Origin of the sequence: Listeria farberi, assembly GCF_014229245.1 — a bacterium.
In the GTDB taxonomy this organism is placed as follows: domain Bacteria; phylum Bacillota; class Bacilli; order Lactobacillales; family Listeriaceae; genus Listeria; species Listeria farberi.
Genome location: NZ_JAARZJ010000005.1, coordinates 96,596 through 113,086 on the forward strand (window position 1 = coordinate 96,596; position 16,491 = coordinate 113,086).

Here is a 16,491-nt window from a genome sequence, read left to right on the forward strand (position 1 = left end):
CAGTTTTTTTCATTTTTAAAGGGTTTAGGGGCTCTTTAAAAAAAATTTCAAATTATTGCTTGCTCTGTAATGCATTACATGTTCTATAGTAAAGAAGTAAATTATATTTGTGAGAGGAGATACACAAAATGACAGAATCAAAATTTCCTAAAGACTTTTTATGGGGCGGAGCAGTTGCTGCCAACCAATGTGAAGGAGCTTATCTTGAAGACGGTAAAGGACTTTCACTTGTTGATATCCTTCCAACAGTAGAGGATGGACGTTGGGAAGCTTTATTCAATCCTTCGAAAGCGCTTGCTACTGATTATGGTTTTTATCCAAGTCACGAATCAATCGATTTTTATCATCGTTATAAAGAAGACATTAAATTAATGGCAGAAATGGGATTCAAATGTTTCCGTATGTCTATCAGCTGGCCACGTATTTTCCCAAATGGTGATGAAACGACACCAAATGAAAAAGGATTAGCATTTTATGACAAAGTTTTCGATGAATGTCACAAATATGGCATCGAACCAGTTGTTACAATCAACCATTTTGATACACCCTTAGAAGTTTTCAAAAAATATGGTGGTTGGAAAAATCGTAAATGTATTGATTTTTATTTAAATTTCTGTGAAGCTATTTTCACACGTTATAAAGATAAAGTAAAATATTGGATGACATTTAATGAAATTAACATGATTCTTCATCTTCCATACATTGGCGGGGGGTTAGATGTTACTAACGAAGAGAATCCAGAAGAAGTTAAATATCAAGCGGCTCATCACCAATTAGTTGCATCTGCTCTTGCAACAAAACTTGGCCATGAAATCAACCCAGAAAACCAAATCGGTTGTATGCTTGCAGCGGGTAACACATACCCAATGACTTGTAATCCAAAAGATGTCTGGAAATCTATCGAGGCGGATCGTGAGGGTTATTTCTTCATTGATGTTCAAGCACGTGGTTACTATCCAAGCTACACTAAACGTTTCTTCAAAGAACACAATATTAACATCAAAATGGAAGATGGCGACTTAGACGCATTACGCGAGCACACAGTTGATTATGTCGCATTCAGCTACTATTCTTCTCGTCTAACAAGCGCAGATCCAGAGAAAAACAAAGAAACAGAAGGCAATGTTTTCGCAACACTAAAAAACCCATACCTAAAAGCAAGCGAGTGGGGTTGGCAAATTGATCCGTTAGGTCTACGTATTACGATGAATACTATTTATGACCGCTACCAAAAACCACTTTTCATCGTTGAAAATGGCTTAGGTGCAGTGGATACTGTGGAAGAAGACGGCTCAATCACTGATGATTACAGAATTGACTATATGCGTGAACATGTTCGCGAAATGGGCGAAGCAATCGAGGACGGCGTGGAACTTCTTGGTTACACACCGTGGGGCTGCATCGACCTTGTCAGCGCTGGCTCTGGCGAAATGAAAAAACGTTATGGCTTCATCTACGTTGACCGCGACAACAAAGGCAACGGAACATTAAACCGCTCGAAGAAAAAATCATTCGACTGGTACAAAAAAGTAATTGAAACAAATGGTAAAGATATCGACTAATATATCAGAAACCCCCACTTTCATCATCGAAAGTGGGGGTTTTATTTTAATATGAAATCGCACGTTTAGCTTGTTTGCTCCAACAAGTATTAAAATAACTTTGCGAAATTCGCGCATTTTTTTGACCAGACCAGCTGTCATTATAGTAAAAATTGTTTTTATCATAACCGGTAATAGTGATTGCGTGAACGGAAAAACCATGAAAATTACTAACCCAAGCTACAACCGGACGTTTTTTATTCAGCTGATTTTTAATACCAGACAAATTCGTTCCGGTCATATTTTTTGCTGAACCAGTATATTTTTTTACTTGATTCACTAAAGCAGGAGGATAAATCGTCCAGCCACTCTTAGAAAAAGGATTCCCAACAAAACCATAGTTTGGGTTGGATTTATGACGTTTCATTTCTTTAGCAAGTTTGACTTTATCGACATTTTTCCCAGCATAGCGTAGCATCATCGCAATATTTGTGATTTCGCAGCCAGTTGGTAATTGTGGGCGCTGAACGATTAAAGGTACGTTCATTTGCACAATTTTTGATGTGGTTGGCGTTTTAGCTGGTGCTCCAGTGGCAGCTTTTACGTATTTCCCAGATACATAGCCGTTTTTCCCTTTAAAACTAAATCGATACCAGTTGTTAGATGTTTTTGCGATTGCTTTGAATTTTGTATTATTCTTTAGCCAGCCAATAACTTTCCCAGAAGTCGCATTAGTCGAACGAACATTAAGGCTTGCAGTTGTTACCATTTGCTTATTAATCACAGTCTCCTTTGCCGCCGCCTGACCAGCTGTAGAAACACTAAATACACTGAATACCAAACCAAGAACAAGTATCCATTTCCCCCATTTACTAAAAAAAGTCCCCATTATATCCCCCTTTGATACAGATTACTTATGTATACCCTGTTTTAGAAAAAATAAAAAAAGAAAACGCTTGCATATATGTAATGACCGTGGTACTATAAAAATGAACTTAACGTGTTAACCGGTTATTAATAAAAAGTTCAGTGATAGCAAGTAAATTCTTGTTTGCAATCAAAAAATTATCATGGTACCATTAACCTAAAACTTAACGTGTTAACGCGCGGGATGCTTTAGGGGGAATTTGTTATGGCAGAACCAAAATACGCAATTATAATCAATGATATTAAGCGATTAATTAATGACGGAACTTTTAAGCCAGGAGAAAAAATTTATTCAGAAGATGAACTAAAAAAGAAATACAATGTTAGTAATACAACGGTGGTTCGCGCTTTACATGAATTAGTAAGAGCCGGGATTTTAGCTCGTTACCAAGGAAAAGGCACATACGTGAGTAAGTCTATTATTAACGAAGAAGTTATTTTTAATGAATATACGACAGTGCCAAACGGAAGATTCAATCGTAAAACAAAAATTACTAACGAACATACAAAAGTAGTTGCAATAAATGAAATTCAGGATGCCCGAATTGCTAAAAAATTGCAAATCTCCCCTGAAAATATGATTGTTCATTTTCAACGAATCCGTCTTATTGATGATGTACCTTGGACAGTACAAAACAACTATATGGCAAAATCCAATTTAATCAACGTAGACTTAACGAATCTTGAGAGGTTTAATTCTTTATCTGAAGTTATTAAAGAGCTTTATGGTATTAATATACTGCATGAAGCGATGAAAGAGAGAATTCAAGTCGAATTTCCCGTAAAAGACAAAAATAATTTCAAATTACTCGAAATTGACTCCGAATTACCACTTTATCACATTGAAAGAATAACTTATGTGCCAGAGGGACAACCTTATGAATATATTGAAAGCTACTTACGGCATAATTTTTACTCTATTGAAATTGAAAAGAAAAAACAATAGAAGGGAGTTAATTACTTGGAATATATTATCGCAGCTCATGGCCGGTACGCGCAGGAAGTGAAAAATAGCTGTCAAATGATTACCGGTCAAACAACCAATATTTCACCTATTACTTTTACTGAAGAAATGGGGGTGACGGATGTATTAGATGCCTACACGGCTGTTTATTCACCTGGAAATGAAACCGCTATCATAGTTGATATTGTTGGTGGGACACCGTGTAATGCGGCTCAAATATTTAGTGCGCAACATCCAGAAGTCAAAGTTATATCAGGTTTGTCGCTAGGATTAATCATTCCACTTAGCCTTGGAGAAAGTTTGGAGGGAGCGATGCTTGGTGCAAAAGAAAATACTCAATTTGTGGAATTAAAAGCGAGTCATACGATAGTAAGTGACGATGGGGAGGAAGAGGACTGATGGGAAGCAACGGAATTAAACACGTACGCGTAGATGAGAGACTAATTCACGGACAAGTAGCAACAATGTGGACCAATACTATAAAAGCAACGCGAATCATGATTGTTGATGATGCGGTTGTGAAAAATGAAATGGAAAAAATTGCCTTAAAAACCGCAGTGCCAGCTGGTGTTAAATTAAGCATTTTGACAGTAAAAGGTGCAGCAACTAATATTAATAACGGCAAATATGTAGGTCAACAAGTTTTCTTAATTGTAAAATCACCTCGTGCTCTTCGCGGATTAGTGGATGCGGGCGTAGAACTTTCCCAAATCAATGTTGGAAATATGTCGACTAAAGCAGGGAGCCATCAAATCAAAAAATCAGTAAGCGTGACAGATGAAAATTTGGAAGATTTTGATTATTTATCTCAAAAAGGCATAAAAATCACTGCTCAAATGGTTCCGAGTGAAGATGCGGTCGAATTTGCAAGTTTATTAAAAAATAAGTAATAAGAAGGGAGAACTACAATGGATTTAGCAGTTTGGCAGATTATATTGTTAGTTATACTCGCAGCTTGTACCATTCTTGATGCTTTAACTTTAGTAATTGGGCTTAATTTCCCTGTAATAACAGGAACGCTCGCTGGAATCATTATGGGTGACATGGTGCTCGGACTTGCGATTGGGGCAACTTTACAGCTGATGGTTCTAGGTGTCGGTACATACGGCGGCGCGTCGATTCCTGACTTTACAACAGGAGCAATTGTAGGAACAGTATTTGCTGTTTTATCTGGTCAAGATGCGGAATTTGCAATTGGACTTGCAATTCCAGTGGGGCTTTTAATGGTTCAATTAGATATTTTAGCAAGATTTACTAATACGTTTTTCTTGCACCGGATTGATTCGAACATTGCTTCGGGAAATATCTCAGCAGTTAAAAGGAACATTTGGTATGGGGCGCTACCATGGGCTTTATCACGGGCTGTTCCAGTATTTATCATGTTGACTTTCGGACAAAGCGTAGTTGATTTCATTCTTAATGAGATTCCAGAATGGCTGATGGGTGGACTTCGGGTAGCTGGTGGTATTCTTCCGGTAGTTGGTATCGCGATTCTCCTTCGTTACTTACCGACAAACAAATTCGTTGCCTATTTAATCATTGGTTTTGTAGCAGCTGCCTATCTAAAAGTACCAATGCTAGGTGTCGCACTAATTGGTGTAGCTTTGGCAATCATCTACTTCAAACAAAATTTCAAAAATCCAGTGGCTGTAGGGGCAAATGGCGCAGCACTAGTTGGGGAGGAGAATGAAGATGGCGAATACGAAGACTGAGCAGGATTTTGAGAAAGTCCTCAAAAGACGCGATTTAATAGCAGCAAACTTTCGTTGGTTGTTTGCCAGCCAAATCTGTTGGAACTATGAACGTATGATGTCGACTGGATATCTTTATAGTATTTTGCCAACGCTTCGGAAGCTCTATAAAACGGATGATGACTTAAAAGATATGATGAATATGCATAACCAATTTTTCAATACGAATCCTATGGTCGGCGGTTTGATTCTAGGGATGGATATGGCGATTGAAGAACGAGAAAAGAAAGCAGCAAAAGAAGTTGTAACTGGATTGAAAACTGGTTTAATGGGACCTTTTGCTGGTGTTGGTGATACGATTTTTGGTGTTATTTTGCCAACCATTTTTGGATCAATTGCAGCGTATATGGGGCTTCAAGGTAATGTGACGGGTGTGGTTATTTGGGTATTGGTTAATATTTTAGTTGTAGGAGCTAGATTCACCTTACTTCCATTAGGTTATAAGCAGGGTGCGAAACTAGTAACCGAATTCGCGGACAGACTTAACGCGTTAACCGATGCGGCAATTTTACTGGGAGTTACAGTCGTCGGAGCGTTAATACCAACCGTAATTAAAGCAACTGTTCCTTTCGTTTATAAGTCAGGGAAAGTAGAACTTAAAATGCAAGATATGCTCGATCAAATCATGCCTTCCCTCGTTCCAGTTTTACTCGTGGCTCTAATCTATGCACTTTTAGGCCATAAAAAAATGACATCTACGAAGGCAATATTATTAGTAATGGTTATCGCGATTATTTTATTTAACCTAAAAATTCTAGGTTAAAATATAAAAATTGGAGGAATAGACAAAATGGGCTTAACATTTTTTGACAAAGCACGTGAATTAACAGAGGAACTAGAACAAACGCAGGCAAAAAGTATTCATCAAGCGGCAAAACTAGTGGCAGACAGTATTATGAATGATGGGATTATTCAAGCATTTGGTAGCGGGCACTCTTATGCAGCAGCAATTGAAGTATGTGGAAGAGCTGGAGGACTTATTCCGTCAAAAGTTATTATGGATCCCGCGGGTGGCTACTATGAATCTATTGAGGGCGTTGGTTCCTTGCTTACTCATAGATTACAAGCAAAACCAAATGATATCTTCTTTCTTATCTCTAATTCGGGGCGTAATCCGATGGGAATCGAGCTTGCAGAATGGATTAAATCACAGGGTTGTAAATTAATTGTTGTAACAGCGCTTGATGCCTCGCAAACAGCAACTTCAAGACACTCTTCTGGGAAACTGTTGTACGAGTTTGCGGATGTTATTTTAGATAATCGTTCGGTCCAAGGGGATGCGGCACTTGAACTAGACGGTTTAGAAGGAAAAGTTTGTGGCACATCATCATTCTCAGCTGTTCTGCTTCTTCAACAGACAATCTATGAAGCAGTGGAACTTATGCTTGAAAAAGGCTATACGCCCCCTGTTTATCGTAGTGCAAATATTGATGGTGGCTACGAATACAATTTTGCGATTGAAGATAAATTCGCTGATCGGATTTTCCATTTATAATAAAAATGGGCGCGAAAATAAATATTATTTTCGCGCTTTTTGGAGGGTAGATGATGGTTTTAAAAGAAGCATGCATTGAAAACACTACTAACTTAGAGAAGGTTATTGCGGCTGGAGCGAATCGAGTTGAGCTTTGTGATAATCTAGCGGAGGGCGGAACTTCGGTTAGTTACGGGGTTACGAACTATGTGGCGCAAGTTTGCCATGAAAAAAATGTAAGTGTAATGGCAATGGTCCGTCCCCGAAAAGGAAATTTTATCTATACAAAAGAAGAAATTACGATTATGATTGAGGATATTTTGATGTACAAGAAATTGTCAGCTGATGGCGTGGTTTTCGGCTGTATTACGGATGCGGGATTATTAGATAAACCAGCCATAAATGAATTGTTGAAAGCCGCAAAAGGTTTAGAAGTGACTTTTCATATGGCATTTGATGAGTTAGTAGAAATAGAAAAATTACCGGCAATAGACTGGTTAGCTGAGCAAGGCGTTACGCGAATTCTCACGCACGGTGGTGACGGTGCTAAACTTCCCGAAGAAACTTTTGTTCACTGGCGAAAATATATTGATTACGCAGCAGGACGAATCATTATTTTACCAGGTGGAGGAATTAAATCGCACAATATGGAATGGATTACAAAAGAAACAGGAGCGACTGAAATACATGGCACTGACTTGTTTGGGGAGCGCTAAAACTCCCCAAATAAAAAAAATTTAAAAAAAGGCTTGCAACCGTTTTCTTTATATGATATATTTATCTCATCACAAAGGATTGTTACCAATTCATTGGGCAAAACCTAAGCTGATTTGTAGGACACGTGTATGCGTGGAGTCCTCGAATGAGCTTAGGTTTTTCTTTTTGCCCAAAAAACCAAAAAGAGGAAGGAAGTCGTCAAAATGAAATATGAACAGTTAGCAAAAGACATCTTGAAAAATGTCGGCGGAAAAGAAAATATTAATAGTGTTTTCCATTGTATTACCAGACTTCGGTTTAAACTGAAAGATGAGAATATTGCGAACACAAAAGAAATTGAAAAGCTTGATGGAGTAATCTCCGTAATTAAAAGTGGTGGTCAATATCAAGTAGTTATTGGTAACCACGTACCAGACGTATTCAAAGCAGTATTAGAAGTTGGTGGTATTTCCGCTGAAGGAGACGATAGTAATGTTCCGGCAAGTGGTAATATCTTCAACCGTTTTATCGATATGATTTCCGGCGTATTTACACCAGTTCTAGGTGTATTAGCCGCAACAGGTATGATTAAAGGTTTCACAGCAATGTTTGCAGCATTTGGTTGGATTACAGTTACTTCAGGTACTTACCAACTACTTTATGCAATTGGGGATTGTTTATTCTACTTCTTCCCAATCTTCCTAGGTTTCACAGCGATGAAAAAATTCGGCGGAAACATATTTATAGGGATGGCAATTGGTGGTGCCCTAGTTTATCCGACGCTTGCAGGTATTTCAGCAGGTGACCCAATTTACACACTTTTTGCAGGAACAATTTTTGAATCTCCAATTCACGTAACTTTCTTAGGAATTCCAGTTATCTTGATGTCTTATGCATCTTCTGTTATTCCAATTATTTTAGCAACATATTTTGGTTCAAAAGTAGAAAAAGGCTTCAAAAAAATCATTCCCGATGTAATTAAAACTTTCGTAGTTCCATTCTGTACACTATTAGTAGTAGTTCCAATTACTTTCCTTGTAATCGGACCAATCGCAACTTGGGCTGGTCAATTACTTGGAGCAGGAACAATTTGGATTTATAACTTAAGCCCAGTTGTTGCTGGTTTAATCTTAGGTGGTTTCTGGCAAGTATTCGTTATCTTTGGACTTCACTGGGGTCTTATTCCAGTGGCAATCAACAACTTAACAACGCTTGGTTCAGATCCAGTGCTTGCAATGATGTTCGGTGCTTCTTTTGCCCAAATCGGTGCAGTATTAGCAGTATTCTTCAAAACTAGAAACAAAAAAATCAAATCTCTTAGTATTCCAGCATTTATTTCCGGTATCTTTGGTGTAACTGAGCCAGCGATTTACGGGGTTACTTTACCACTGAAAAAACCATTTATCATGAGCTGTATCGCAGGTGCTGTTGGTGGTGGAATCATTGGTTTTGTAAGTGCAAAAGTTTATATCATGGGTGGACTTGGAATCTTCGGTCTTCCTAACTTCTTCCAACCAGGCGCTGGTATTACAAGTGCATTCTGGTGGGTAGTTATCGCAATTGTTATCAGCTTCATCCTTGGTTTCATCTTAACTTATGTAGCAGGATTCAAAGATCCAGTTGAAGCAGTTGTAGAAGAAACTAACGTAACAGAAGGCGAAACTTTAATCGAACGTGAAACAATTCCAGCTCCAGTAGTTGGCGAAATCGTAACTTTAGCAGATGTAAAAGACGAAGCATTTTCATCCGGTGCACTTGGAAAAGGTGTAGCAATTATCCCATCTGTTGGACGTGTTGTAGCTCCAGCAGCGGGAACAGTAACAACTATTTTCCCAACTGGACATGCGATTGGTATTACAACTAAAGACGGTGCAGAAGTATTAATCCACATCGGTATGGATACAGTTCAATTAGAAGGTAAATTCTTTACAGCACATGTTAAACAAGGTGATGTAATTGAAAAAGGTCAACTATTAGTCGAATTTGACATTGAAAGTATTAAAGAAGCTGGATATGATGTAACAACTCCAGTAGTTATCACAAACTCAGGTTCATATTTAGACGTAATGATCACTGATTCTAAAGAAGCTAAATTAGAAGATCGTTTAATCACATTAGTGATCTAAAATCCATTAAAAACAGCTTGGGCAAACATCTGCTCAAGCTGTTTTTATGTTATACTGAGGTAAAAATAGGTGGTGAGCGGATGTTAGTAAAAGGTGACTTGATAGGGATAATTTGTTGTTCTGATGGCCGAAAAAAGGAAGACAAGAAGGATCTGAAGCGTCTTAAACAAGTCTTAGAAAAGGAATTTGGACTTCAGGTGATTTTTGCGAAGACTATTTTTCAAACAGATAGTTCGCCTTTTAGTGGTACTCCTGAGGAACGAGCAGCTGAATTAATGAAACTATATCAAAATCCGGATGTGAAAATGATTTTTGATTTTTCGGGCGGGGATGCGGCTAATCAAGTATTACCATACCTTAACTTTGACATTATACAAAAAGCAGACAAGCCTTTTATCGGTTATAGTGACTTAACCGTGATATTAAATGCAATTCTTGCGAAGACGAAACGGCCTGGCTTTAATTACTTACTGCGAAATTTAGTAAGTGAAGCTAGCGAGATACAACGAGCTCAATTCAAAAACGCGTTTTTCGAGAATCAAATTGCGATAAATGGGAATTCCCTTACTGATTTTGAATGGAGCACGGGTGAGATCGTGGGTGGTAATATCCGCTGCTTTTTGAAACTAGCAGGAACGGAATTTATGCCTGATGTCTCGAACAAAATAATTTTGTTAGAAAGTTTAGGTGGAAAAGAGGCGAAAATTGCTTCTTACATAGCGCAATTAGAACAGTTAGATGTGTTTTCGAAATGCTCAGGAATAGTTGTGGGAGAACACACTGAGGCTGAGAAAAATGGGGAATACGACAGAATAGGCACTTTATATCAACAGATTGGATTAAAATATAAGTTGCCTGTTTTTCGAACTAAGGAAATCGGTCATAGTATCGAAGCAAAACCATGCATAATTGGAACAAAAATTAATGTTTCACGTGAAACATTAACAAATTTTTAATATTTTTATTGCGAAATATTCATAATTGACCTTTAATATAGAACTTGTAAGCAAGGAATACAATTAGTTTTACTCCCTTTTTGCTAATTGTAGAATTCCTTAAAATCCTAAACTCCCTTTTTGGACCGACTTGATTGTCGGTCTTTTTTTTATTTTTCTAAGCTGAAAACTATTCAATTTTTTGTTAAAATGATAACATAAAAGAAAATGCGTATGAAAAAGGAGTTTTTATCATGAAAGTTGAAGGATTACTTGGCTTTTTAGGGGCGGCAATGGGTATTGGATTTAGTTTGATGGTTCTTGTTATTCCTGATATTTCACAGGCTTTAGAAGAGGAATCGTTTTTCTTCTATATGTTAACGATTGGTTCGCTTGTGCTTTCAGGGGTGGGGCTTGCAGGCTCGTTTGTTGTTTCGCATAAACCTCGTCTTGGTGGAGCAATGATGGTTGCAGCTGCAATTGGTTGTACCATGTCGATTTCCATCATGTTCTTACTACCAATCGTGTTACTAGCTGTTGGTGGATTAATTGCACTAATTAACTATGAAGAAGCTGCTTCAATAGAAGAATAAAACAAAAACGCTGTCCATGTGGGTAGCGTTTTTGTTTTAACATGAAAGATATTTTTTTAAAAAGTAGTAAATTCCGTCGGCGTCATTGGCTGTTGTTACATAATCGGCGCTTTTTTTCACGAGTTCGCTCGCGTTTTCCATTGCGACCCCAGCACCAGCTACTTCAAGCATTCCAATATCGTTTTCACCATCACCAAAAGTAATGACATTTTCTGGTTTGATGTCTAAATGAGCAGCGAGATTTTTCACGGCATATTTTTTATCCATATCTTTGGGCAAAATTTCGATATTATTTGCATGAGAAGAAAGAATAGAAACATCAGATAGTTTTTCTAATTCGTTTCGAAGGATTGCAAGTTTATCGAAATCCTCTTCTTCAATGACAATGCCGTTAATGAACTGGTCAGCATGTTCCAAGAAGGTTTCTTTTGTTTTAATTGCAACGAGTTTTGTTGCATTTACGCGACCTTTATCCTCTTCATCAGTAAAATAATAAGGTGGATTTTTAGTGTAGTAAACGGTGTCAGTCGAGAAGAAAAACACGGGTAAATCATGGTCTTGGCATAATAAAAATGTTTCTAGTAATGCAGATTGTTTCATTTTTTCTTGTTGAATGATTTCGCCGGAAACTGCCACTACGCCACCATTTGAGGCGATAACGTCTGCTTTTGGATGAACGAGTTTGGCAAAGTCTGTTGCGGAATTATACATTCGACCAGTGGAAACGGCAAAATGGTGACCTTCTTCTATTAGTTGTTGCAATAAGTTTAGTGTTTTTGGTGAAATTGTTTGATTTTTTTGTAGTAATGTTCCGTCTAAATCAGAACAAATTAAGTATTTTTCCAAATGGACCTTCCTTTCGTTATAGCTTAGAGCCGCATGATTCACGGATAATTAATTCTGGATTGTGATTAATTATCATTGGCTCGACTTGACCGTTAATCGCGCTAATTAGTTGTAAAATAGCCATTTTACCAAGATATTCATTGTGTTGATCCATGGAAGTTAAACGCGGAGTTTGGTAATCGCCATTCATAAATTGATCACAGCTAACAATTGCGATGTCTTCAGGGCAAGAAAGTTTCGCGTCATTAATCGCCCTAATCGCCCCAATTGCAACATTATCATTGATTGCTACAAGAGCGGTAGGTAAAGTAGGACTATTCTCCAGAAGTGTAGTCATCGCCGCATAACCATCGGCTGTATAGTAATCAGAAAGAACAATCCACTTTTCATTAACCGGATGTTTGTAATTAGCCATAGCAGCCTTAAAAGATTCCAATCGGTAGGAGGTGATTTTTACACCAGCTTCTCCGCCAATAAAACCAATATTTTTATGACCAAGTGCAGTTAGATGGCTAACTAAAGTTGTTACGCCTTTTTTTAAATTACGCTCAATAAATAAACAGTTGAGTTCAGGAATTTTTGACCCGATAACAACAACGGGAATTTCTTTGTTTAGTTGATTTAAAGCATTGATGTAGTTTTTTGGAACAACTTCTTTATCAATTTCGCCACCTAAAATAAGTAAACCATCCACTTGTTTTTCTAAAATAATTTTCAAGTAATCTTCTTCAGTTAGGGAATGTTGATTATTTTTATTATTTGGCTCCGCAAGCATTGTATTGAACAGAATCGTTGAAAACATATAATCTAGTGCGAATTTTTGAATTTGCGTTATAAGTGAAATGAAATAGGGATTAGAAATATCTGGTAAAATAACGCCTATATTCTTTGTCTGCTTATTAACCATTCCACGAGCAAATACGCTAGGTGTGTAATTATGTTCATCAATGATAGCTTGGATTTTTTTGCGTTTCACAGCTGAAACCGAGGGGCTATTATTGATGACTCGTGAGACAGTAGAAACAGAAACACCACTAAGTTTCGCAATTTCTTGTATAGTTATTTTTTTCATTAGGAATATTCACCTCGTAAGCGTTTTTAGCTATTTTAAGTGTAGCCTATTTATGTCTAAATAACAAGCGAAATTTGGTAACGTTATCAAAAATAAGCAAAAAAGGGTTGACATATCAAAATTATCCGGTTATTCTATGTTAGAAAGCGCTATCAACAAATGTTTTAATTTGGTAACGTTACCAAAAATGAGGTGGAATAGTTGAACATACAAGAATCTGTCATCGGCATTGACTTAGGTGGCACTAAAATTTTAATCGGTGAAGTAACAAAAGATGGGGAGGTGCTGCACTCCAAAAGCTACCCGAGCAATACAGAAAATCAAGCCAAAGCGGTAGAAGTTCTGCTAAATGCGCTAGATGATTATTCGGAAAATATTGGTTTTATAGCAACAAAACAAGTTGGGATTGGTGTGGGCCTAGTAGGACGCGTAAATTACAAGGCGGGCATTTGGCTAGAAATCGAACCAGGAAAAACAAATCCGACACCACTAGCGGAAATTTTAGAAACGAAAACGGGATTGCCAGTGAGGCTTGGTAATGATGTAGTTTGCGCAACAATGGCTGAAAAACAATTTGGTTGGGGGCGAGAAACAAACGATTTTATTTATTTAAATGTTGGCACTGGTCTTGCTGCTGGATTTGTGGTAGACGGACGGATTACACAAGGTGGGCACTTTAACGCTGGTGAAATTGGTCACGCCGTCGTAGATATTCATAGCGATGTACTATGTGGATGTGGCAGACGCGGCTGTGTGGAGCGTCTTGCTTCTGGCCTTGGAATAAAAGAAGAAGCGCTTAGACATTTAAATGAGTATCCTACATCCCTTCTTGCTGATAATAAAGCCGAATTAACTGGAAAAATGGTTCTTCATGCAGCAGAACAAAAAGATAAACTTGCTGAAAAAATCATTGATAACGCAACGCTTCAGCTAGCTAATTTAATTATGAATATGGTTCGGACGACAGATCCAGAATGTGTCATTCTAGGCGGAGGCGTGACAAGAAACGAGCTTTTTTTCCAAAAGATACTAGCTAATCTTCAAAGTAATACAATCCGTTTTGTTACAAAAGGCGTTGTTCGCTCACAGCTTGAAAAGGATAAAGTTGGTTTAATTGGGGCGGCAGTTATTGGAATGAGACTAGGAAATGAAGGAGGACAAGAATGAAGCCGAAAATGAAGCAACAAATTGTGCAAACAGGTATTATTCATCGACCACTTCCAATTGAAACAGAACATGCGCTAGAAACGATAGCGAAAAAGAAACAAGTTTTATCAAGTAGAACATTGTTTAGCTCTGAAAAACAGGTTTCCTTGGATTTTTCACATCAAGGTGCTGGAGAATTTATTATATCTGATCAAGGCGAGATTAAGTTGACTTCTCCAGTCGTTATGCCACATTGGCCAGCAGGTGCGCCAGATGACGGTGATTACACCAATTTTGGTAACGTTCTCATATATGCGCCACTCCAAAATGAAGATTGGAACAGCTTTAATCGGATGAGAATTCAAGTTTTTCCAGATTTTCCTGGTGTAACGAATCCATATTTAATGATTAGTTTTAAAAATGATGGAACCGTGAAAGTACCTGATATATATGGGCGCGAAGGTGTTCATGGCGTGAATTTAATTAACCAGGAATGGAACGATGTGATTTTTGAAATTGAAGGATTGCCACGGGATAAAATGACAGAAATTAGTTTTAGTTATTATTTGAATGGCCCGGAGCGACTGACTGCTGGAACAATGGAATTATTCATTAGTGAAATTAAACTAGAGCAAATTAGTGAGCCAGAAATCTCCAAGGGCTGGATTCCGCAAGATAATTCGCTAATTTATTCCCACAACGGTTATTCCAAAGATATGCCAAAAGTGGCGTTTTGTGCGAATAAACTAGAAACAACTAGCTTTACAATTCACGAAAAAGAAACGGATAAAGTAGTTTTCACTGGAAAAAGTTACCAAAATACCACAGAAACAGGAAATTTTCGTATTCTCGACTTTTCTGATTTACAAACTTTGGGTGAGTATTATTTAAAATTTGCTGATATGCAAACAGAAATTTTCCAAATTGGGACTTCCGAAGTGATTTGGGAATCTTCTATCTGGAAATCACTTAATTTTATTTTCTGTGAACGTTGTGGTTGTCCGATTTTTGGGAAACATACGACTTGTCACGCGGATATTATCGCTGAACATGATGGAAAACAGTTGTCTTTCAATGGTGGCTGGCATGACGCAGGTGATGTCTCACAACAACTTATTCAAACAGCGGAAGTAACGATGGCTTTATATGAAATGGCTGCGAGTTTATCTGAAAAAGATGAAATGTTGCGGATGCGCCTTTTAGAAGAAGGCGAGTGGGGATTAGATTTTATTTTGAAAACACGTTTTGGAGATGGTTTTAGAGCGACAAGTGCAGGTATGACGAGATGGACGGATGGCCTTGTTGGTGGCATGGATGACGCAATCGCGCGGGTTCATAATCAAGCTTATGAGAATTTTTATTGTGCTGGGATTGAAGCGTATATCGGCAATCAAATCAAGGATAACGCCACTATGCAGAATCATTTAATAAGAATTGCGGAAGAAGATTTGCTTTTTGCGATTGCGGAACTGGAAAAACATGGAACTGGGCAAAAACCGATTTTCTGGGAGCATACGTATCAAACCTCAGAAAGTCTATATTATGCGACTGCTTCGTGGGCGGCTTCGATGGTTTATCAATTAACAAACAAAGAAATATACGCAGAAAAAGCGGCCGAGTGGTTAGTTTTGATGTTAGAAGCGCAAGAAAAAGCTGGAATTAGGGACAGCGAGACGAATGAACTTTATAAAGGATTTTTCTACCGAGATAAATCACACAAAGTTATTCAGCATTTTAATCATCAAGCACGTGAACATCTTTATTTACTGGCACTTGAGGCGGCTCTTGAAACGCAACCAGATCACGCCGAAAAACAAACTTGGCTACAGGCGGTCGAAATGTATGGTGACTATTTGAAAAAAGTAACACGTTTCACTAAACCATATCCGCTCATTCCGGCAGGACTTTACAAAAAAGAGGAGTATTTAGACGAAGCAAGTTTTCACTTACAGCATTTACTCATTGATGAACGAGCGATAGAAGAATACCAATTGCAATACGAACAAGGTATCAAAATAAATGATGAGATAGCGTTGCGAAAATTCCCGATTTGGTTCTCGTTTAGAGGAAATAACGCCATTTTACTTTCGGCAGGAAAAGCGGCATCAATTGCTGGGAAGATTTTGCAAGACAAGGCGCTCTTAAATATTGCAGAAGGCCAATTGCAGTGGGTAATAGGAATGAACCCATTTGGACAATCAATGATGCACGGCGAAGGTTATCGCTACGCACAGCAATACAGTGTACTAAATGGCGAAATCACAGGAGAAATACCAGTTGGAATGGAAACTTTTAGAAATGAAGATGAACCATACTGGCCGGAGTTTAATAATGCAACTTATAAGGAAGTTTGGGTCGGTAATGCCGGCAAATGGATGTCAATTGTAGCAGATTTAAACAAAATAACAGGAAAGTTATAG

At 37.9% G+C, this 16,491-nt stretch carries 16 protein-coding genes; 13 read left to right on the plus strand and 3 right to left on the minus strand.

What is annotated here, in order from left to right; translation table 11 throughout:
• The first annotated feature begins 128 nt into the window (after nucleotides 1–128).
• Nucleotides 129–1,562 carry a 6-phospho-beta-glucosidase gene (locus tag HCB45_RS06010; protein WP_185319603.1) on the plus strand — a complete coding sequence of 478 codons (1,434 nt, stop codon included), beginning with the start codon at nucleotides 129–131 and terminating at the stop codon, nucleotides 1,560–1,562.
• Nucleotides 1,563–1,608: 46 nt separating this feature from the next.
• Here HCB45_RS06010 and HCB45_RS06015 read toward each other — a convergent pair whose 3' ends face one another.
• Complete coding sequence (locus HCB45_RS06015; protein WP_185319602.1) at nucleotides 1,609–2,430, minus strand: C39 family peptidase; 822 nt, start codon at nucleotides 2,428–2,430, stop codon at nucleotides 1,609–1,611.
• A gap of 243 nt (nucleotides 2,431–2,673) precedes the next feature.
• Between HCB45_RS06015 and HCB45_RS06020 the strand changes: the two genes are divergently transcribed.
• From HCB45_RS06020 to HCB45_RS06065, 10 genes are all read left to right on the plus strand, one after another.
• On the plus strand, nucleotides 2,674–3,414 hold the full coding sequence (locus tag HCB45_RS06020) for a GntR family transcriptional regulator (RefSeq protein ID WP_185319601.1): 741 nt from the start codon (nucleotides 2,674–2,676) through the stop codon (nucleotides 3,412–3,414).
• A 15-nt stretch (nucleotides 3,415–3,429) separates the two neighbouring features.
• Entirely contained in the window at nucleotides 3,430–3,831 is a 402-nt protein-coding gene (locus tag HCB45_RS06025; RefSeq protein WP_185619234.1) for a PTS sugar transporter subunit IIA, read from the plus strand.
• Nucleotides 3,831–4,322, plus strand: a complete 492-nt coding sequence (locus tag HCB45_RS06030) for a PTS sugar transporter subunit IIB (protein WP_185319599.1) — start codon at nucleotides 3,831–3,833, stop codon at nucleotides 4,320–4,322. The genes HCB45_RS06025 and HCB45_RS06030 overlap by 1 nt, the downstream gene beginning before the upstream one ends.
• A gap of 18 nt (nucleotides 4,323–4,340) precedes the next feature.
• Nucleotides 4,341–5,144 carry a PTS mannose/fructose/sorbose/N-acetylgalactosamine transporter subunit IIC gene (locus tag HCB45_RS06035; protein WP_185319598.1) on the plus strand — a complete coding sequence of 268 codons (804 nt, stop codon included), beginning with the start codon at nucleotides 4,341–4,343 and terminating at the stop codon, nucleotides 5,142–5,144.
• Entirely contained in the window at nucleotides 5,119–5,946 is an 828-nt protein-coding gene (locus HCB45_RS06040) for a PTS system mannose/fructose/sorbose family transporter subunit IID (protein WP_185319597.1), read from the plus strand. Before HCB45_RS06035 ends, HCB45_RS06040 begins: the two co-directional genes overlap by 26 nt.
• A gap of 27 nt (nucleotides 5,947–5,973) precedes the next feature.
• Nucleotides 5,974–6,678, plus strand: coding sequence for an SIS domain-containing protein (locus HCB45_RS06045; RefSeq protein WP_185619235.1), 705 nt, complete (start codon nucleotides 5,974–5,976; stop codon nucleotides 6,676–6,678).
• A 53-nt stretch (nucleotides 6,679–6,731) separates the two neighbouring features.
• A complete protein-coding gene (locus HCB45_RS06050; protein ID WP_185619237.1) occupies nucleotides 6,732–7,373 on the plus strand; it encodes a copper homeostasis protein CutC in 642 nt (213 codons plus the stop codon).
• Nucleotides 7,374–7,577: 204 nt separating this feature from the next.
• The gene (locus tag HCB45_RS06055; protein WP_185319594.1) at nucleotides 7,578–9,479 is read left to right on the plus strand and encodes a beta-glucoside-specific PTS transporter subunit IIABC; all 1,902 of its coding nucleotides are present in this window, start codon (nucleotides 7,578–7,580) and stop codon (nucleotides 9,477–9,479) included.
• Nucleotides 9,480–9,559: 80 nt separating this feature from the next.
• Nucleotides 9,560–10,435: a S66 family peptidase gene (locus tag HCB45_RS06060; protein ID WP_185619239.1), complete on the plus strand. Its 876-nt coding sequence runs from the start codon at nucleotides 9,560–9,562 to the stop codon at nucleotides 10,433–10,435.
• Nucleotides 10,436–10,668: 233 nt separating this feature from the next.
• On the plus strand, nucleotides 10,669–11,007 hold the full coding sequence (locus tag HCB45_RS06065) for a DUF4064 domain-containing protein (RefSeq protein WP_185319592.1): 339 nt from the start codon (nucleotides 10,669–10,671) through the stop codon (nucleotides 11,005–11,007).
• Nucleotides 11,008–11,043: 36 nt separating this feature from the next.
• Here HCB45_RS06065 and HCB45_RS06070 read toward each other — a convergent pair whose 3' ends face one another.
• Both HCB45_RS06070 and HCB45_RS06075 read right to left on the minus strand, forming a co-directional pair.
• Entirely contained in the window at nucleotides 11,044–11,853 is an 810-nt protein-coding gene (locus tag HCB45_RS06070; protein ID WP_185319591.1) for a Cof-type HAD-IIB family hydrolase, read from the minus strand.
• A gap of 16 nt (nucleotides 11,854–11,869) precedes the next feature.
• Complete coding sequence (locus tag HCB45_RS06075; protein ID WP_185619241.1) at nucleotides 11,870–12,925, minus strand: LacI family DNA-binding transcriptional regulator; 1,056 nt, start codon at nucleotides 12,923–12,925, stop codon at nucleotides 11,870–11,872.
• A gap of 201 nt (nucleotides 12,926–13,126) precedes the next feature.
• On the opposite strand from HCB45_RS06075, the gene HCB45_RS06080 reads away from it, so the two are divergent.
• On the plus strand, nucleotides 13,127–14,092 hold the full coding sequence (locus HCB45_RS06080) for an ROK family protein (protein WP_185607962.1): 966 nt from the start codon (nucleotides 13,127–13,129) through the stop codon (nucleotides 14,090–14,092).
• The gene (locus HCB45_RS06085; RefSeq protein ID WP_185619243.1) at nucleotides 14,089–16,491 is read left to right on the plus strand and encodes a glycoside hydrolase family 9 protein; all 2,403 of its coding nucleotides are present in this window, start codon (nucleotides 14,089–14,091) and stop codon (nucleotides 16,489–16,491) included. Before HCB45_RS06080 ends, HCB45_RS06085 begins: the two co-directional genes overlap by 4 nt.